Source organism: Streptosporangium sp. NPDC000396 (assembly GCF_042898655.1).
Lineage (GTDB): Bacteria > Actinomycetota > Actinomycetes > Streptosporangiales > Streptosporangiaceae > Streptosporangium.
The window spans coordinates 19,115-38,030 of the sequence record NZ_JBIAZA010000029.1 but is presented as its reverse complement, the minus strand read 5'-3'; the positions used below and the strand labels follow the sequence as shown (position 1 = coordinate 38,030).

Here is an 18,916-nt window from a genome sequence, read left to right as displayed (position 1 = left end):
GGATGTGTTGAGTTAATTACCGGGGAACTGCCGCTGAACTCTCCCTGCGGGCCGGGCCCTCGGCGGGCCGGCGGTAGAGCCAGACCAGGCGGGGCTCCAGCAGCCACTTGAAGAGCGTGCGGGTCGTCGGCAGGCACAGGACGATGGCCAGCACCACCGAGCTCGACATGATGGCCAGCACGCCCAGCGGGCCGTACAGCCAGGGGAAGCTCAGCCAGCCCTGGTCCTTGGCGATGACCACCACGACGCCGTGGAGCAGGTATGCGTAGAGCGTGCGGGTGCCGAGGTCGGAGAACCAGGTCTCCCGCCGGGGGATCAGCGCGAGCAGCGCGACCGACAGGACCAGCGCCGCGACCAGCATGGCGGCGCGCACGCCGAGACCGACCCACCAGGTCATGTCCATGGACTTGAAGCTGTAGCGGAAGTAGACCGGGTCGAGTCCGATGCGCGGGGCGACGAAGATGGCCACCCCGACGGCGGCGATCATCGTGATCCCCGAAACGATCTTTACCCAGAGCGGCTTGAGCAGGTCGAAGTGCTCCGGCTTGAGCAGCAGGCCGAGCACGTAGAACGGGAGCAGGCCGAAGAAGCGATCGAGGCTGAAGTCGCCGGAGATCTCCGAGAACCCCGCGACCAGGCAGATGATCACCGCGACCACCAGCGGCTGCCGCATCCGCGTCCAGATGGGCGTGGAGATCCGCCAGAGCACCAGGGCGAGCAGATACCAGTTCAGCCAGGCGGGGTCGATGATCGTCAGGGTCCACTTCTGGCCCAGCCCGAAACGGAGCAACGCGTAACCGATCTCGACGACCACATAGGGGACGAGCATGGTGTCGACCAGCTTGTTGATCTTAGCGTTGGAGTTCCAGAAGTTGCGGCCGAGATAGCCGCTGATCAACACGAACGCCGGCATGTGGAACGTGTAGATGAACAGGTAGGCCGACTTGGCGGAGTGCGCGGCCAGGGTGGGCACCAGCGAGTGCCCGGCCACGACCAAGGCGATCAGAACGAACTTCGCGTTGTCGAGGTAGGGGTCGCGCTTCTTCCTGCCGGGGGGAGTAGGAGGCTCATCCGGCTGCTGCTCCTGCACCGGGTCGGAGAACTGGCTCCAGTACGGCGACTCGGGCGCCCGGCTGGAGTTCTCCCAGTAGGAGAACTCGTGCTCGGAGGCGGTCCGCGTCTCCTGCGGCTGCCTCAGGGGAGTCGCGGGCGCCCACGCGGGCGGTCTGGCCGAGGCATGGGGGGCGCCGGTCTCGGGCGACCACGCCGGATCCAGCGGGTCCAGACGTCTCGCGGCGGGCGCGCCCGCGGGCGCCGCGTCCAGGGGGCTTCCGGGGGCGGACGGCCGCGCGTCCGGGTACGGCGTGCGCGTCTCCCTCGGGAGGGACGGCTGGGTGTCCCAGCGCGACGTCGGGTTTCCCGCGGCGGGCGGCTGGGTGTCATACCGGCCGGATGCCCGCGCCTCCTGGGTGTCGTTCCAGTGCGGTGCCCGGGCTTCCTGGGCGGTGGGCGGCTGGGTGTTCCAGTGCGGTGCCCGCGCCTCCTGGGCGGCGGGCGGCTGCGGCTCCTGGTACGCCTGGTAGCCCCATGCGGTGACCTCGCCGGGGTCTTCGTCCGAGCCTTGCCCGTCCCGCTGGGTTCGCCAGGTGGAGGTGGCCGGGCGCTGGTCCGGCGGCTCGGGCCAGGAGGCCTGGTCGGGTGGGGATGCCTTCGCGTATTCGGGCATCGGCCACGGGGCGGGCGCCCGGCCCTGTCCGTCGGCGGACCTGCCGGTGCCGGCGTCGGGGGCGCCGTTGTCCCGGGGGGTCGGTACCTGGAAGGGGGGTCGGGGATCGCTCACGGGGAAGACGCTCAGCTATCTGTCGGAGACTGGGAGGAGTCGGACACGCTGACGAAGACGCCCATGGGTCGCCGGGGTGCGGCCAAGTGCGATTCGCCTCACCGACCTGAACACCCTAAACCGACGGCCCACCGTCTGTCGCACGGTGCCACGGGTTCCCGGGGAATCGTGACTCCCGGGCCTGCGGGGCCGTAAGGCGGGCGGTAACCCGCCCGTCTTACGGCCGGGGGTTACTACTGACAGGGGTCGGTCTTGCTGTCGACCACGTCGCCCTTGATGGAGTCAGGGCTGGGAGCCCGGACGCCCTTCCAGTCGTCACCGATGATCAGCTGGACGACCGGGCCCTGGATGGGCGCCGTGGCCGGGATGGTCGACACGTAGTTCTCCACGCTGGCGGGTTTCACCTTGCCCGCGACCGGGGTGAGCGGGTCGCCGGAGAGCCTGGGGGCCAGGGCGCCGGCGTAGTCGGCGCCCTGGGCGTCCTTCTTGCCGTATCGCAGGGTCGTGGTGGGCACGTTGCCGGTCGCCGGCCGGGCGTTGCCGACCTGGATCACCTTGAAGCCCTGGTCGGCCAGTTTGTCGGCCACCTCCTTGGCCACGCCCGGCTTGTCGGTGCCGTTGAAGACCTGCACCTGGACCAGCTCGTGCTTGATGGCCGGCTTGGTGGAGGCGTTGGGGGTCGGGCTGGCGGTCACCTCGATGTCACTGCGGATCGACTCGAACAGCCGGTCGGAGTCGGGGTGCTTCCAGACGACCCGGTTCTTGTCGGCGGGGTCCGGGCCCCATGGGATGGTGGTGGCTTTCAGCCCCTTGGCGGTGAGGGCCTTCGCGCTCTGGGCGATTTCCAGCAGGCGCGTGGTGTCGAGGTTGCGGTCCATCGTCACCGAGGAGGTGGCGGCCTTCAGGAAGCCGGTCAGCTTGCCGATGTCGGTGAGCAGGTCGGAACTGGTGGCCTTCTTCATCACCTGGTTGATGAAGATCTGCTGGCGCTTGATCCGGCCGATGTCGCTGCCGTCGCCGAACCCGTGGCGGGCGCGGACGTAGGCGAGGGCCTGCTCGCCCTTCACGGTCTGCCTGCCCTTGGGCAGGTCCAGCTTGGCCTGCTTGTCCTGCACGTCTTTGGACAGGCAGATCTCGATGCCGCCGAGGGCGTCCACGATGCCCTTGAACCCGGCGAAGTCGACCTTGACGAAGTGGTTGATGTGGATCTGGGTCAGCGACTCGATCGTCCTCCACGTGCAGACGATACCGCCGTCGTTGAAGGCCGCGTTGATCTGCTTGACGCCGCCGGGGACCAGTGCCTTCGTCCTGGGGTTCTCGCAGTTGGGGACCTGGACCATGGAGTCGCGGGGGAAGCTGAGCAGGGTCGCCTTGTCGCGGTTGGGGGAGAGGTGGAGCAGCATGATCGTGTCGGTCCGCTCGCCCTCGTTCTCCATGTGCTGGCCGTACCTCTTGTTCCCCGCGCCTTTACGGCTGTCGGAGCCCACGATGAGCACGTTGAGCGCGCCGGTCTCCGGCGGGCGGTTCGCGCCGAGCTTGCTCTCGACCTCCTCGCGCGTGATGTTGCCTTCGAGGTCGCGGTAGAACTTGTAGCCCGTGAGAGTGCCGATCACCAGGACGCCGGTCACCCCGATGCTGATCCAGGCACCCATGCTCAGCCGGTTGGTCTTCCGACCGGCCCGGCGGGGCGGCCTGCCGTACGACTCGGGCTGCTTGTCGGGGGGAGGTCCGCCGTCTCCACCGGCTCTCCGGGCCGCCCGGCGGCCGGGGAGGGTGGGTTCGGCCTGGCGGTCCCTCACGGCGACTTGCCGATGGTCGCTCATGCGATCTCCTCGCCTGGCGGCAATGTCCGCTGCTGGTTCAGCTCGCTCATTGCGCCCAAAGAGTAGGTCACGAGGCGAGTGCCGCGAGCCATGATGATGCGAATTTGGTCATGGCTCCTCCTTGCAGCCCCCGTGGTGATCTGGCGGCCCAGCATACTCAAATGCGGACATTTCTTGGAATGTTGTAGAGCTGAGGTTTACTCCCAGCAAGGGTTGCTGCCAGGCATACGGCCGGTACGGCGGGCAGGACGTAGCGGTAGTCGAACTCCGCGACCGCGGCGGGCATGACGAGCAGCACCGCGGCCGTCATCCAGGGCAGTGCCCATGCCGCGGGGGCGGGCCGCAGCGGCAGGGTCCCCGCCGGGGAGGACGGCCGGAACCGCCGCACGCCCGCCGCCACCGGCGGGACGAGCAGGATCACCAGCACCGCCGCGCCGGGCAGCCCGGCGACGCGCTGATAGGCGCGCATCCAGCCCGCGTAGGGTTCGACGATCCGGGGGGCGATCGGGCCCTGCTCGTAGCGCTGGGCGAACTCGGCGCCCACCGTGGCCGGGTAGCGGCCCGGCGGCGCCGGCGGCGTCACGGGGAACTCGTAGTGGTCGTAGATCTCCCGATCCGGGTAGACCGGGCGGTCCAGGGTGAACGAGCGAGCCAGCTCCGAGGTCACCGAGCCCAGATAGGCGAGCGGCTGGCTCTGGATGGCCAGCGACGCGAATCGCCCGGCCAGCGTGTCGTTCTCCTTGGTGAAGGTGATGCCGGGCAGCTTCACCAGCGGTGAGTCCTGGGCCCAGATGTATTCCTGCGCGGGGGGCCGTCGCTCGGGAGGGCGGGGGTCGCAGAGCACGGCCAGGTCCGGCGGAGGCCTCATCGCCGCACAGTCGGCGAAGGTCATCGTCTTGGCGTAGAGGAAGACACCGTTCGCGCCCACCAGGCCGACCCGCTGGTAGGTCGTGTAGAACCAGGCCCCGTAGCCCAGGATGGGCACCGCCGCCGCGGCCAGCATCACCGCGGCCGTCAGAACCCTGCCACGCGCCCGGTAGATCAGCCAGCCCGCGAAGACCGCGACCAGTGGCAGCCCGACGGTCCTGGTCAGCGTCGCGGCCGCGAGCAGCAGCCCGATCCCGCACGCCGCCGCGACGGCCGCTCCCGCCCGGACCTCGTTCCCGGCTTCCGCGCGCTTCTCCTCACCCTTCTCCTCGGCCTTCTCCGGCTGTTCCCGGCGCTGCCCAGCGGCGGGTGAGAGGGCCAGGCAGACCGCGGACATCACCAGCGCGGTGAACAGGGTGTCGGAGACCAGCAGGTGCTCCAACTCAATCTGATAAGCGTCCAAAAGGGAGGGAACGGACGCGAGTACCGCGGCCCAGCCGGGGACGCGCAGCCGCCGGGCGGTGACGTAGACGAGCACGCCGACCAGGAGTCCCAGCAGGTGCTGGACCAGCGCGACGAAGGCGAAGCTGTGGAACGGTTCGAGCAGTCGCAGGAACATCGAGTATCCGGCTGGGCGGACCAGGTCGGGCCGGGGCCGGAGCGCCGTGACGACGTAGGTGTAGGAGTCGGGGAACCAGAGCGCGGGCCGGTACCCGAGCATGGTGATCACCCGCAGGACGGTCCCGAGGCCCACGACCCCCAGGAACCACCGGTGCCGCCGTGCCCACCCGCCCACTCTTCGCCCCCTTCGCGCGCTGCGCGTACGCTACCGGCTTCCATCGGGGCGTCGCGCGCGCTCAGCGCCGTCGCGGCGGCCTGCCACTACGCTCGGGACCAACTATGAGGATCACGTGGTTGGATCGCGCGCGAAGGCCGTCGGCGGGCCGGGTGCTCGCCGTGGTGTCGGTCGTGCCCGCGCTCGTGCTGGCGGGCTGGCTGCTGGCCGGGTTGCCGCTGCTGCTGCTCGGCTGGTTCCGGCCGCTCGTCGCGGTGCCGCTGGGCCTCGCGGCCGTCGCGCTCCTGTGCCGGTACGGCCTGCGCCGCCTGCCCGAGACCGTCGAGGCGACCGCCTGGCAGACGGCCGCGGTCGTCGCCGTCGCGTTGGCCGCGGGGGTCTTCAACGGACTGCTCCACAGCGAGCAGCTGGTCGTCCGCCGTGACCCCGCCACCTACGCGCAGACCGCCATCTGGGTGGCGGGCCACGGCTCGCTGCCGATCCCGCATCAGGAGGCGGCCTTCGGCGGGGCGGACGCGGCGCTGCGCTTCGACAGCGCGGGCTTCTACGACTTCGGCGGCGCGATCGTGCCGCAGTTCATGCCGGGGCCGCCGCTGATCCAGGCGGTGGGGCACTGGCTGGGCGGCCTTTCCGGCCTCCTGCTGACGCCGGCGCTGCTGGGGGCCCTGGCGGTGCTGGTCCTGGCGGGGGTCGTCGCCCGGCTGGCCGGCGGACGCTGGGCCGCGCTCGCCGCGCTGGTGTTCGCGGTCAGTCTCCCCGTCCTCTACACCTCGCGCACCACCTTCAGCGAGATCCCGTCCCTGGTCCTGCTCTTCGGCGGCCTCGCCCTGCTTCTCGACGCCCAGGTCAGGCTCCGCTCCGGCATGACGGGCCTCGGCTACCTGCCGTCCGTTCCCTCCGGCGAGCAGCCGGGACTGGTCCGCTCGGCCCAGTCGGACGGCGCCGTGGTCGGAGCGGTCCTGGCCGGTCTGGTGTTCGGGCTCGCCGTCCTGGTCAGGATCGACGGCCTGCGCGACGTGCTTCCCGTGCTCGTCTACGCCGGGCTGCTGATCGCCCTGCGCCGGGTCGGCGACCAGGGGAAGGGCAGACTGGGCGTTCCGCTGCTCTGCGGGCTGGTGGTGGGGACCGGCCTGGGGTTCGCGGGCGGCTACCTCCTGTCCAGGCCCTACCTGACCTATCTGTCGAGTTCGCTCAAGCCGCTGCTGGCCATCTGCGGCGCGGTCCTGGTGCTGACCCTGATCGCCACGGCTCTCGCCCCGCAGCTCGCGGCCGTCCTGCGGCGGGCCGCCGGGATCCGGTGGCTGCCGGAGATCGCCGGTGGCCTGGTCGTCCTGCTCATGGCGGCTTTCGCGGCCCGGCCATGGCTGCAGACCGTGACCCGGCAGCCGACCAACTCGGCCGACCGGCTGAACTTCCTGTTCATCGAGATGACCCAGCGGTCGAACGGGCTGCCGGTCGACGGCTCCCGGCTCTACTACGAGAATTCGCTCTACTGGGTCATCTGGTACGTCGGCGTCCCCGTGGTGGTGCTGGCCACGCTGGCCGGAGCCCTGCTCACCCGCAGGCTGGTCAGGGGGAACGGTTTCGGCTGGCTCCTGCCGCTGGCCGTCATCGGCTGGACCACGGTCACCACGCTCTACCGCCCGGCCATCACCCCCGACCACCCCTGGGCCTCCCGGCGGCTCGTCCCCATCGTCATCCCCGGCCTGATCCTGCTCGCCGTCTGGGGGCTGCGCTGGGTGCGGGACAAGGCGCGCCGGATGGGGTACGGCCCGGCCGCCCAGAACGGCCTCGCCGCCTTCGGCGCGGTGCTCCTCCTCGTCCCGCCCGCGATCACCTCCATCGGGACCGCGTTCACCCCGGTCGAGCGCGGCGAGCGCGCGGCGGTCGAGGCGGTGTGCGCGGCCATCCCGGAACGGGCCTCGGTACTGATCGTGGAGCGGGTCACCAGCGAGCGGTTCCCCCAGGTCATCCGGGGCACCTGCGACGTCCCCACCGCCAGCGTCAGGGTCCGCCGGGGTACCGACGTCCCGCGCCGGTCCGACGTCACCCGCCTGATCGACCGCACCCGCGCCGCCGGCCGCGTCCCGGTCCTCCTCGCCGTCAAGCCGGACCAGCTCTCCCGGTACGGCAGGCCGGTCCAGGTCATGAAGCTCCAGACCCGCCAGGACGAGAGATCGCTCGTCGATCCTCCCAACGGCACCTGGTCGCTGTACATGGACCTCTGGATGGCCGTCGTCTGACGAGGATTCCCAGGCCGGGGAGGCGGTGTCCCCGGACCGTCCCGGACCGCCTCGGACCGCCCCGGGCCGCCGCACCGGCGGCCGGGGAGGACCCCGGCACACGTCCGTGTGAACCTTGAAGGAGACGATGTGGGTTCAGCTCTCAGCCGGGCAGAGTATCCTCGCCCGACGTGAGCACGCCCGAGACCTCCGAGAGTGGATCAGCTGTGGACGCAACACCGTACGTCACGATCGTCCTGCCCTGTTACAACGAGCAGGACCATGTCATCGACGAGGTCGAGCGCATCTGCGAGGCCATGGACCACAGCGGTTACACCTATGAGCTCGTGGCCGTGGACGACTTCTCCACGGACGAGACCCTGGCCAGGCTGCAGGAGGCCGCCCCGCGGTTTCCCAACATGCGGGTCCGGGCCTTCCACCGCAACGGCGGGTCGGGCACGGTGCGCAGGATCGGCACGCAGGAGGCCCGCGGCGAGATCGTCGTGTGGACCGACGCGGACATGACGTATCCGAACGAGCGCATTCCCGAGCTCGTCCAGATCCTGGAGAAGGACCAGACGGTCGACCAGGTCGTGGGCGCGCGGACGACCGAGGAGGGCTCGCACAAGTTCCTCCGGGTGCCGGCGAAGTGGTTCATCCGCAAGGTGGCCGAGCGGCTGGCGGGGCAGAAGATCCCCGACCTCAACAGCGGGCTGCGGGCGTTCCGCAAGTCGGTGGCCAGGCCGTACCTGCGGCTGTTGCCGCCCGGGTTCTCCTGCGTCACCACGATCACGCTGTCGTTCCTGTCGAACCAGCACGACGTCTACTACCTGCCGATCGAATACAGCAAGCGGGCGGGCAAGTCGAAGTTCAGCTTCATCTCCGACGCCTACCGCTACATCCTGCAGGTCCTGCGGATGGTCATGTACTTCAACCCGCTCAAGGTCCTCATGCCGCCCGCCATCTGGCTGGTCACCATCGGCTTGGGCAAGGGAATCTACGACAACATCAAGACGCCGTTCTACCTGGCCAGCAACACCATCGTGATCTTCCTGTCCGGCCTGCTCATCGGCTCGCTGGCGCTGCTGGCCGACCTCATCGTGCGGTCCAGGAACGAGTAGCCGATGCGGATCGCGATCGTCGGGCCGACCCACCCCTACAAGGGCGGCGGAGCCGCGCACACCACCGAGCTGGCCCACCGCCTGCGGGCCGCCGGGCACGACGTGGTGATCGAGTCGTGGAAGGCGCAGTACCCGTCCTTCCTCTATCCGGGTCGGCAGACCGTGGACACCCCCGCCGGAGCCCCGTTCCCGAATGTCCGCCGTGACCTCGACTGGCGCCGTCCGGACGGCTGGATCCGCCGCGGCCGGCGGCTCGCGAGCGCCGACCTGGTGATCCTCACCGTGCTCAGCCCGGTGCAGGTGCCGCCCTACCTGGGCATCCTGTACGGCCTGCGCCGCCGGACCCGGGTCGTCGCGCTCTGCCACAACGTGCTGCCCCACGAGCGCAAGCCGTACGACACCCCGCTGATGAAGGCGCTGCTGCGCCGGGTGGACGGGGTGCTCGCCCACTCCGAGCAGCAGGCCGGGCTGGCTCGCGGGCTGACGTCCGCGCCGGTGACGGTGGCCGAGATGGCGCCTCACCTGCCGGTCGGGCCCCAGGAGCGTCGCGGCGACCGGGCGGTGACGAACCGGCTGCTGTTCTTCGGCCTGGTCCGGCCGTACAAGGGGCTGGACCTGCTGATCCGCGCGCTGCCCGAGGGCGTCTCGCTGCGGGTCGCCGGGGAGTTCTGGGGCGGCCTGGAGGAGACGAAGGCGCTGGTCGCCGAGCTCGGCCTGACCGGCAGGGTGGAGCTCCGGCCGGGCTACGTGGCCGACGACGACGTGCCGGAACTGTTCGCGGACGTGGACGCGCTGGTCCTGCCGTACCGCAGCGGAACGGCCAGCCAGCAGGTGTGGCTCGGCCACGAGCACGGGGTGCCGGTGATCGCCAGCCGGGTGGGGACGCTCGGCCACCACATCACCGACGGGGTGGACGGGCTGCTCGTCGAGCCCGGCTCGGTGGAGGACCTGCGCGCGACGCTGACGGCGTTCTACCGGCCGGGCGAGCCCGAGCGGCTGCGCGCCGGAGTCAAGGCCGTGGACCCCGAGCCCTACTGGGCGGCATACGTGGACGCCCTGGTCTCCACGGGAGCCTGAGCCCCGCGGCCGAGGAGCCAGCCGATCCCGGCCCAGGCCACGTCGGTGAGGGTGAAGGCCAGCCGGGAGACCAGGGCGACGACCCCGGCTACGGCCACGGCCGAGACGACGCCGCTCGTGCTCAGCGCCGGTGCGATGACCGCGACCATCGCGGCCTCCCGCACGCCCACCCCCGCGGGGACGATCGCGACCAGCAGGCCGGTCGCCCAGGCGAAGGCGTAGGCTCCGGCACTCAGCGGGTAGAACGAGAAGCCGCCGGTCAGGTCGCCGAGGACGAGCCAGGCGTGGAGCCCGTAGACCAGCCAGCCGAGGATCGTCCACGCGACGGTGGAGAGCAGGACGCGGCCCGGCAGTACCTGCTCGATGGGGTCCTTCCGGGCGATCCGCAGTGCCAGGTTCAGGCCCCAGGTGAGGACTCTCGGGTGCAGGCACACGATGATCACCGGGATGATCAGGGCGAGATACCACGTGCGTTCCGCCACCGACCTGGCGGTGAACGGCAGCGTGGCGGCGGCGAGGCCGACCGCGCAGCCCAGGGAGATCACCAGGGCCAGGGAGGTGGCGCTGAAGGTGCGCCGCGGCGGGCAGCCGTGGTCGCGGCCCAGCTCCATCATCGCGGCGTAGGCCCAGACGGATCCCGGGACGTATTTGCCGAGCTGGCCGATGAACAGCACGCGCGCGGCGACCCGCAGCGGCAGCGGCGAGCCCAGCCCGGCCACCACGCGCTGCCAGGCGACGAGCATGCACCCCGCTCCCACCATCACCGCCGCCCAGGCTCCCGCCACCGACCACCAGGACAGCCGGGAGAGCGCTTCGAGTGTGCCGTCCCAGTTCTGGGCCAGGCCGTAGCCCATGAAAGCCAGCGCCACCAGCGCCAGCAGGACCCGGAGAAGACGGCTTGACCGCAGTCGGCTGAGCATTCGCCCAGGGTACGACGCGAGCCTTACCCGGCGGTAGGGTTCGGGCCCGCCGGTACTCTTGAGCGACTCATGAGCACGAGCGAGCCCGACGCGGCGAGCGACCGGCTGACGCGCGGCGAACAAGGAGTGGTGAGCGACCGGTGAGCACGAAACGGGTGGCGCAGCTGGAGTACTCCGAGTTCCAGGCGGCGATGCTGGACGAGGAGAAGCGCCGCCGCAAGGCCGCGAAGATCGTGGCGGTGCTCGGCCACTTCCTGGGCCGGGACGAAGACGTTCTCAAAGGGCTGACGGTCGTCGACATCGGCTGCTCGGCGGGGTTCATCGCCGACGAGCTCGCCGCCGCGGGCGCGAGCCGGACGTTCGGCGTGGACATCGACGTGCCCGGCCTGCGCAAGGCGGCCCAGCGGTTCGGCGAACGGGTCGAGTTCGTGTGCGCCGACGGCACCGCGCTGCCCTTTCCCGACGGCTCCATCGACGTGCTGGTCTTCAACCACATCTACGAGCACGTGGTGGACCCCGACGCGATCATGGCGGAGATGCGCCGGGTGCTCACCGACGACGGCGTGCTCTATCTGGGGCTGGGCAACCGGCTCGGGGTGATGGAGCCGCACTACAAGCTGCCGTTCCTGTCCTATCTGCCGCCCTCGCTGGCCGACCGCTACGTCCGGATGTTCGGCCGGGCCGACAGCTACTACGAGCGTTACCGGACCCGTCGGGGCCTGCGCAGGATGGTGCGCGGCCTGCGGGTGTGGGACTACACCTTCCCGGTGCTCGCCACCCCGGCCGCGTTCGCCGGGTCCGAGCTGTTCCCCGGTCCGATCGGCCGGGTGGCCGAGGGCGTGCTGTCCCGGCTGCCCCGTTCCGTCCTGCGCGGGCTGCTGCCGGTGGTGCCGACCTACCTGTGGGTGGCCACCAAGAGCACCCGCCGTCCGGCCGGGGTGTCCCTGCCGCAGCCGCCCGACCCGGTCCTTCCCCTGTGAAACGGCCGGTTCGCGTCGCTTTCCTGCTGCTCGCGCTCGGGTTCGGCGCGTGGGCGGTGGCGGGCCAGTGGGACGAGATCCGCGCGGGGTTCGCCGAACTGTCCTGGCAGGCCCTCGTGCTGTCGCTGGTCGCCGTGGTCGCGGCGCTGTGCGGGGGGATGATGACCTGGCGGGCGCTGCTCGCCGACCTCGGCTCGCCGCTGCCGTTCCGTTCGGCGGCGAAGGTCTTCTTCGTCGGTCAGCTCGGCAAATACATTCCCGGCTCGCTCTGGCCGGTGCTCGCCCAGATGGAGATGGGGCGCGAGCTGGGAGTGCCCCGGTCGCGGAGCGCGGCGGCGTTCTTCCTGACGATGCCGGTGCAGCTCGGCAGCGGGCTGGTGATCTCGGGGGTGACGCTGCTGGCCGCCCTGCCGGGGTCGGCCGTGCCGTACGCCTGGATCTTCCTGCTGATCCCGGTGCTCGCGGTGGTGTTCGAGCCGCGGGTGATCAACGCGGTCCTCGGGTTCGGGCTGCGGAAGCTGAAGCGCGAGCCGCTGGAGCGCCCGCTCACACGCAGGGGCATGCTCACCGCGCTGGGCTGGGCCCTGCTCGGCTGGACCGCCTACGGCCTGCACCTGGCGGCGATCATTCACGCGCTCGGGCCCTCGGGCGTCTCGGTGGTGCTGTTCTCCATCGGGGCGTTCGCGCTGTCCTGGTGCCTGGGGATCATGACGTTCGTGGTCCCGGCCGGAGCGGGGGTGCGCGAGGTGGCCATGGTGGCCGTGCTGGCACCCGTCCTGGACCGGGGATCGGCGATCGCCGTGGCGCTCTGCTCCAGGATCATGATCATCATCGGCGACCTCGTCTGCGCGGGTTTCGCAGGTCTGGCGGCCAGGCGCGTCACCGCTCCCCGGGGCGATGCCGCCCGGGGAAAAGCCGTGTGATTTGTCCCACGTTTTCGAAGACTCTGGCAATAGAGTGAGCAGGAGAAGGGACGACCCGTCCCGCGTGGGTCTTGTGGATCTTGAGGGGAGCGATCCTTCTTGACGCCCCGGGTGCTCATCGACGCGGCCGCGGTTCCGGCGGATCGCGGTGCGCTGATCAGATACGTTGACGGACTCATCGCCGCGCTGGACAGGGTGGGTGCCGACCTGGCGGTCGTCTGCCAGCGGGCCGACACCGAGCGGTATGCCGCCCTCGCGCCCTCCGCCCGGATCCTGCCGGGCCCCGCGGGGATCACCAACCGGGCCGCCCGGCTCGCCTGGGAGCAGACCGGGGTGCCGCTCCTCGCCCAGCAGGCCGGCGCCCAGGTGATCCACGCTCCTTATTACTCGATGCCCCTGCGTTCCGGCCTGCCGACCGTGGTGACCGTGCACGATGTCACCTGGTTCACCGAGCCCTCGCACCACAGCGCGGTCAAGGCCTCGTTCTTCCGCTCGGCGACCCGGACGGCCGTCCGGCACGCGGCCCGGGTGATCGTGCCCTCCAAGGCGACCAGAGACGAGCTGACCCGGGTGCTGGCCGCCGACCCCACCCGGATCGACGTCGCCTATCACGGTGTGGATCCGCTGCTGTTCCACCGGCCGTCCGAGCGGGAGCTCAGGCACGCCTCGGACCGGCTCGGCCTGCACGGCACCCCCTATGTCGCCTTCCTCGGGCCGCTGGAGCCCCGTAAGAACGTGCCGAACCTGGTCCGCGGCTTCGTGCGGGCCGTCCGGGACCTGCCCGATCCGCCCGCCCTGGTGCTGGCCGGAGGGGTTCGCGACGCCGACGTGGACGCCGCGGTCGAGGAGGTGCCGTCGAGCGTGCGGGTGCTTCGCCCGGGCTATCTCGCCTTCTCCGACCTGTCCGGCTTCCTCGGCGGCGCGCTCGTGGCGGCGTTCCCCTCGCGCGGTGAGGGGTTCGGGCTTCCCGTGCTGGAGGCCATGGCCTGTGGCGCCCCGGTGCTCACCACACATCGCACCTCGCTGCCGGAGGTGGGTGGCGACGCGGTCGCCTACACCGAGCCGGACGACGCCAGCATCGCCGACGCGCTGCGCGCGCTGCTGTCGTCGCAAGAGCGCCGCGAGGCCTTGTCCGCCGCAGGGCTGGCCCGCGCCAAGGAGTTCACCTGGGAGGCCTCGGCCGAGGCGCATCTCCTCTCGTATCAACGCGCTGTCGAATAGTGAGCTAACCTCGCGGAATGATGGAGACCTCTTTGCCGGATCTTGAGGCGATCCTTCTCGTCGGAGGACAGGGGACGCGGCTGCGTCCGCTGACACTTGGCACACCCAAGCCGCTGTTGCCCACCGCGGGGGTTCCCTTCCTTGCCCACCAGCTCGCGAGGGCCCGCTCGTTCGGCGTGCGGCGGATCGTGTTCGCCACGTCCTACCGGGCGGAGATGTTCTCCGAGGCGTTCGGAGACGGCTCGGGGTTCGGGCTCTCCCTCGAATACATGACCGAGGAGACCCCGCTCGGCACCGGCGGCGCCATCCGGAACGCCGCAGAGGCGCTGACCTGCGGTCCCGACGCGCCGGTGCTGGTGCTCAACGGCGACATCCTGTCCGGTCACGACATCGGCGACCAGGTCGCCCTGCATGTCGGCAGGCAGGCCGCCGTCACCCTGCACCTGACCGAGGTGGAGGACCCCACGCGCTTCGGCTGCGTGCCGACCGACGCCGAGGGGCGGGTGACCGCCTTCCTGGAGAAGACCCCGAACCCGGTCACCAACCGGATCAACGCCGGTTGTTACGTCTTCACCCGCTCGGTGATCGACTCGATCCCGGCCGGGGAGGTCGTCTCGGTGGAGCGCGAGACCTTCCCCGGGCTGATCGAGTCGGGCGCACTGGTGCTCGGTTACGCCGACGCGTCCTACTGGCTCGACGTGGGCACGCCCGCCGCCTTCGTGCGGGGTTCCCGCGACCTGGTCCTCGGCCGTCTCGCCTCACCCGCCCTGCCCGGCCCCACCGGTGACCTCCTCGCCCTGCCCGGCGCCATGATCTCGCCCGAGGCCAAGGTCGACGGCGGCTCGGTGGTCGGCGCCCGCGCGGTAGTGGAGTCGGGCGCGCGGGTCTCCGGCAGCATCCTCGGAGACGACTGCCTGATCCATTCGGGGGCGACGGTGGTCGACTCGGTGATCGGCATCGGCGCCCGTGTCGCCTCCGGGGCGGTCCTGCGCGACGCGGTCATCGGCGACGGCGCGGTGGTCGGTCCCGGCAACGAGCTCATGGCGGGCAGCCGCATCTGGCCGGGCGTCGTGCTGCCCGAGTGCGCCGTCCGCTTCTCCAGCGACGTCTGATCCCGTACGGCTCGCGCGAGATGACCGGGACGAACGGCGGTTTCCGGGGTTCGGCGGGGTCCGCCGGCGGCGGAGCGCCGTGAACGTCATGAGGGAGCGCGAGTGGTGTCCGGGCGGCCCGCTCGACCTGGAGCTGACCCTGAGGCCGCATCGGCGCGGGAGCGGGGATCCCGCCTGGCGGAAGACGTCCGACGGAGCCGTCTGGCGGACGTCGCGAACCCCCGACGGCCCCGGAACGTTACGGGTGGCCGCCCGCGGCGGGCACGTCCTGGGCGAGGCCTGGGGGCCGGGAGCCGAGTGGCTGCTGGAGACGCTGCCCGCGCTGCTCGGCGCCGACGACGACGTCTCGGGCTTCGTTCCCGAGCATGAGGTGGTCCGCGACGCGGCCAGGCGTCACGAAGGGCTTCGGATTGGGCGGACCTTTCGGGTGCTGGAGGCTCTCGTGCCCGCCGTGCTCGAACAGAAGGTCGTCTCCCGCGAGGCCTGGCGGGCGTGGCGGTGGCTGCTCGGCCGGTACGGCGAGCCCGCGCCGGGGCCCGCGCCCGAGGGAATGAGGGTCTTCCCCGAGCCGGAGGTGTGGCGGTCGATCCCGTCGTGGGACTGGCACCGGGCGGGTGCGGAGGCCGTACGGGCGCGGACGATCGCGAACGCCGCCCGGCACGCCGCGAAGCTGGAGGCGGCCGGGGGCAGCGCCGGCGTGGATCGGCTGTTGCGGGCGCTGCCCGGGATCGGGGTCTGGACGTCGGCCGAGGTGCGCCAGCGTTCGCACGGCGACGCGGACGCGATCTCGGTGGGTGATTATCACCTGCCGTCGCTGGTCGGCTGGTCGCTGACCGGACGGCGGGCCGATGACGCGGGGATGCTGCGACTGCTCGCCCCCTACCGGGGTCATCGGCACCGGGTCAGCAAGCTATTGGAGTTGGGCGGTGAGCGGCCACCCGCTCGCGGCCCTCGTATGCCCGCACGCGACTATCGCTCGTTCTGAGCCAGCCGTATTCCGGCGCGGGCTCGCTGGGCTGCCAGTCGCGGCCGTCGCGCGTGTCGGCTCCGACCAGCGGGGCGATGATGGCGAGCGCGACGAGTGCCAGGAGAATCCAGATCATTTTCGGCTCCTGAGGGGAGTTCCGGTTGGATGTCTCCATTGTATGTAAGTGCAAGCATTTACGTCTATCGAGACTTTCTTCAGTGGAAGGTTTAGTAATCCTGAAGTGTTGAGGCGCTACCGGAACCCGGCGCCAGTTTCAGGAACGACGCCCCGTAATGTGCGGCCATGAGCGTGAACCCCACCGATACCGCGATGCGCCGGGCACTGGCCCGCGCCCGTGACGGAAAAGCTCTCGACCTGGCCGAGGCCACCGTTCTGCTGCACGCGAGAGACGAGCACCTCGACACCCTGCTCGGATACGCCGGGCGGGTCAGGGACGCGGGGTTGGAGGCCGTCGGACGGCAAGGGATCATCACATACAGCCGGAAGGTCTTCATCCCACTGACGCGGCTCTGCCGCGATCGATGCGGGTACTGCACGTTCGCCACCGCCCCGCACAAGCTGGACAGCATGTTCCTGAGCCCCGACGAGGTGCTGGAGATCGCCAGGCAGGGCGCGGCGATGGGCTGCAAGGAAGCGCTGTTCACCCTGGGCGACCGGCCGGAGGACCGCTGGTCCCAGGCCCGCGACTGGCTGCACGCGCACGGCTACGACGACACGCTGTCCTACGTCCGGGCGATGGCCATCAGGGTGCTGGAGGAGACAGGCCTCCTGCCGCACCTGAACCCCGGCGTCATGACCTGGCGTGACCTGCAGCGGCTCAAGCCGGTCGCACCGTCGATGGGCATGATGCTGGAGACGACCTCGCGGCGGCTGTTCGAGGAGAAGGGGCAGCCGCACTACGGATCACCGGACAAGGACCCCGCGGTACGGCTGCGCGTGCTGGAGGACGCGGGGCGGACGAACGTGCCGTTCACCAGCGGCATCCTCATCGGCATCGGCGAGACGGTCGAGGACCGGGCCGAGTCGCTGTTCGCGCTGCGCAAGGTGGCGCGTGAGTACGGCGGGCTCCAGGAGGTCATCGTCCAGAACTTCCGCGCCAAGCCCGACACCGCCATGCGGGGCATGCCGGACGCCGACCTGCAGGAGCTGGCCGCCACGATCGCGGTGACCCGGCTGGTGATGGGACCGAAGGCGCGAGTCCAGGCCCCGCCGAACCTGGTCGACGCCGAGTACGGCCTGATGATCAGGGCCGGCATCGACGACTGGGGCGGGGTCTCGCCCCTCACCCCCGACCACGTCAACCCCGAACGCCCCTGGCCCCAGATCGACGACCTCGCCGCCCACACGGCCACCGCCGGGTTCGCCCTGCGCGAGCGGTTGACCATCTATCCCGAATTCGTGCTGGCCGGTGAGCCCTGGCTCGACCCCCGCCTCCACGCCCACGTGGCCGCCCTCGCCGACCCGCGGACCGGCCTCGCCCGCGAGGACGCCGTCATCGTCGGCCGGCCCTGGCAGGAGCCGGACGGCGGTTTCGTCTCGCTGGGCCGTACCGACCTGCACACGGCCATCGACACCGAGGGCCGCAGCGGCGACCGCCGCGACGACTTCGACCACGTTTACGGCGACTGGGAGGCCCTCAAGGAACGCCTTCCCGCCTCTGCGCCCGCTTCCGCGCCCGGCGCGGGGCCCGGCGTGCACCTCGGAGAGGTCAGGCAGGCGCTGCGGCAGGCCGCGGACGACCCCGCCGGGCTGACCGACGCGCAGGCGCTCGCCCTCCTCGACGCGGCCGGTGACCAGAACGGCGTGGGAGCCGACGACGCGGCGCTGGAGGAGCTCTGCCGGATCGCCGACGACCTACGCAGGGAGGCGGTCGGGGACGACGTGACCTACGTGGTCAACCGGAACATCAACTTCACCAACGTCTGCTACACCGGCTGCCGCTTCTGCGCCTTCGCGCAGCGCCGCACCGACGCCGACGCCTACACCCTCTCCCTCGACCAGGTCGCCGACCGGGCCTGGGAGGGGTGGCAGGCGGGCGCGACCGAGGTGTGCATGCAGGGCGGCATCCATCCGGACCTTCCCGGCAGTGCCTATTTCGACATCGCCAGGGCGGTCAAGGCGCGGGTGCCGGAGATGCACGTCCACGCCTTCTCCCCGATGGAGGTCATCAACGGCGCCAGCCGTACCAACCTGTCCGTCGAGGAGTGGCTGATCGCGGCCAGGGAGGCGGGCGTCGACTCGCTCCCCGGAACGGCGGCCGAGATCCTCGACGACGACGTGCGATGGGTGCTGACCAAGGGCAAACTGCCCACGAAGGAGTGGGTCGAGGTCATCTCCACCGCGCACCGGGTCGGCATCCCGACGACCTCCACGATGATGTACGGCCACGTGGACAACCACGCCCACTGGGTCCAGCACATCCGGCTGATCCGCCGCATCCAGGAGGAGACCGGCGGGTTCTCGGAGTTCGTGCTGCTGCCGTTCGTTCACCACAGCGCGCCCATCTACCTGGCCGGAATCGCCAGGCCCGGACCGACGGCGCGGGAGAACCGGGCCGTGCACGCGCTGGCCCGGATCCTCCTGCACGGCGCGATCAAAAACATCCAGTGCTCCTGGGTGAAGCTCCGGGACGACCTGTGCCGTCAGGTGCTCCAGGGCGGGGTCAACGACCTCGGCGGCACGCTGATGGAGGAGACGATCAGCCGCATGGCGGGGTCCGAGAACGGCTCCTTCAAGACGATCACCGAGATCGAGGCCATGGTCGCCCCGACCGGCCGCCGGATCCGGCAGCGGACCACCTCCTACGGCGTGCCGGACTCCGAGCGGGTGGCCGCGGCCGCGGCGAGCGACGGCGTCTGCCAGAGCGTGCGCACCTTCCTCCCGCTTGAGAGGTTGTAACAAGTTCTACATTTGCTTGCGTTGTATAAGGGGTTTGTTGCGACAATCGTCTTTCCCCTGAAGCGAGAGGTCCGCGTGTGCCCTCCGGTCGACACCGTGTAGCCGTCGGCGCCGACAGGCGCCATCGG

General features: G+C 70.8%; 13 protein-coding genes. 9 read left to right on the top strand and 4 right to left on the bottom strand.

The features are described from left to right. Positions 1-16: 16 nt before the first annotated feature. The 3 genes from ACFY2X_RS35740 to ACFY2X_RS35730 form a co-directional block, all read right to left on the bottom strand. Positions 17-1,840, bottom strand: a complete 1,824-nt coding sequence (locus ACFY2X_RS35740) for an acyltransferase family protein (protein WP_389947371.1) — start codon at positions 1,838-1,840, stop codon at positions 17-19. Positions 1,841-2,073: 233 nt separating this feature from the next. Continuing rightward, on the bottom strand, positions 2,074-3,663 hold the full coding sequence (locus ACFY2X_RS35735) for an LCP family protein (protein ID WP_389947369.1): 1,590 nt from the start codon (positions 3,661-3,663) through the stop codon (positions 2,074-2,076). A gap of 157 nt (positions 3,664-3,820) precedes the next feature. Then, entirely contained in the window at positions 3,821-5,326 is a 1,506-nt protein-coding gene (locus ACFY2X_RS35730; protein WP_389947367.1) for a hypothetical protein, read from the bottom strand. A 119-nt stretch (positions 5,327-5,445) separates the two neighbouring features. Here ACFY2X_RS35730 and ACFY2X_RS35725 point away from each other — a divergent pair, with 119 nt between their 5' ends. The 3 genes from ACFY2X_RS35725 to ACFY2X_RS35715 all read left to right on the top strand — a co-directional run bounded on the left by ACFY2X_RS35725 (position 5,446) and on the right by ACFY2X_RS35715 (position 9,746). Next, entirely contained in the window at positions 5,446-7,569 is a 2,124-nt protein-coding gene (locus ACFY2X_RS35725; protein ID WP_389947365.1) for a hypothetical protein, read from the top strand. Between the two features lie 206 nt (positions 7,570-7,775). Next, positions 7,776-8,669, top strand: a complete 894-nt coding sequence (locus ACFY2X_RS35720) for a glycosyltransferase family 2 protein (protein ID WP_389947364.1) — start codon at positions 7,776-7,778, stop codon at positions 8,667-8,669. Between the two features lie 3 nt (positions 8,670-8,672). Next, a complete protein-coding gene (locus ACFY2X_RS35715) occupies positions 8,673-9,746 on the top strand; it encodes a glycosyltransferase family 4 protein (protein ID WP_389947362.1) in 1,074 nt (357 codons plus the stop codon). Here the strand turns inward: ACFY2X_RS35715 and ACFY2X_RS35710 are convergent. Further along, positions 9,701-10,666, bottom strand: a complete 966-nt coding sequence (locus ACFY2X_RS35710; protein ID WP_389947360.1) for a lysylphosphatidylglycerol synthase domain-containing protein — start codon at positions 10,664-10,666, stop codon at positions 9,701-9,703. The two genes, ACFY2X_RS35715 and ACFY2X_RS35710, sit on opposite strands and share 46 nt — an antisense overlap. Before the next feature lie 140 nt (positions 10,667-10,806). Between ACFY2X_RS35710 and ACFY2X_RS35705 the strand changes: the two genes are divergently transcribed. From ACFY2X_RS35705 to ACFY2X_RS35680, 6 genes are all read left to right on the top strand, one after another. Further along, the gene (locus ACFY2X_RS35705) at positions 10,807-11,646 is read left to right on the top strand and encodes a class I SAM-dependent methyltransferase (RefSeq protein ID WP_389947358.1); all 840 of its coding nucleotides are present in this window, start codon (positions 10,807-10,809) and stop codon (positions 11,644-11,646) included. Continuing rightward, positions 11,643-12,569: a lysylphosphatidylglycerol synthase domain-containing protein gene (locus ACFY2X_RS35700; protein ID WP_389947356.1), complete on the top strand. Its 927-nt coding sequence runs from the start codon at positions 11,643-11,645 to the stop codon at positions 12,567-12,569. The genes ACFY2X_RS35705 and ACFY2X_RS35700 overlap by 4 nt, the downstream gene beginning before the upstream one ends. Positions 12,570-12,668: 99 nt before the next feature. Continuing rightward, positions 12,669-13,790 carry a glycosyltransferase family 4 protein gene (locus ACFY2X_RS35695; protein ID WP_389947354.1) on the top strand — a complete coding sequence of 374 codons (1,122 nt, stop codon included), beginning with the start codon at positions 12,669-12,671 and terminating at the stop codon, positions 13,788-13,790. Between the two features lie 17 nt (positions 13,791-13,807). After that, positions 13,808-14,902 (top strand): sugar phosphate nucleotidyltransferase, encoded by a 1,095-nt coding sequence (locus tag ACFY2X_RS35690; protein ID WP_389947352.1) that lies wholly within the window; start codon positions 13,808-13,810, stop codon positions 14,900-14,902. Positions 14,903-14,990: 88 nt separating this feature from the next. Continuing rightward, a complete protein-coding gene (locus ACFY2X_RS35685; RefSeq protein ID WP_389947516.1) occupies positions 14,991-15,887 on the top strand; it encodes a DNA-3-methyladenine glycosylase family protein in 897 nt (298 codons plus the stop codon). 312 nt (positions 15,888-16,199) lie between these two features. Then, positions 16,200-18,788 carry a bifunctional FO biosynthesis protein CofGH gene (locus ACFY2X_RS35680; protein WP_389947514.1) on the top strand — a complete coding sequence of 863 codons (2,589 nt, stop codon included), beginning with the start codon at positions 16,200-16,202 and terminating at the stop codon, positions 18,786-18,788. The last annotated feature ends 128 nt before the right edge of the window (positions 18,789-18,916 follow it).

Excerpts from the sequence above, each read along its gene's own strand:
- ACFY2X_RS35735 (WP_389947369.1), bottom strand. The coding sequence starts at position 3,663 with ATGAGCGACCATCGGCAAGTCGCCGTGAGGGACCGCCAGGCCGAACCC.
- ACFY2X_RS35715 (WP_389947362.1), top strand. The coding sequence starts at position 8,673 with ATGCGGATCGCGATCGTCGGGCCGACCCACCCCTACAAGGGCGGCGGA.
- ACFY2X_RS35710 (WP_389947360.1), bottom strand. The coding sequence starts at position 10,666 with ATGCTCAGCCGACTGCGGTCAAGCCGTCTTCTCCGGGTCCTGCTGGCG.
- ACFY2X_RS35690 (WP_389947352.1), top strand. The coding sequence starts at position 13,808 with ATGATGGAGACCTCTTTGCCGGATCTTGAGGCGATCCTTCTCGTCGGA.
- ACFY2X_RS35685 (WP_389947516.1), top strand. The coding sequence starts at position 14,991 with ATGAGGGAGCGCGAGTGGTGTCCGGGCGGCCCGCTCGACCTGGAGCTG.
- ACFY2X_RS35680 (WP_389947514.1), top strand. The coding sequence starts at position 16,200 with ATGCGCCGGGCACTGGCCCGCGCCCGTGACGGAAAAGCTCTCGACCTG.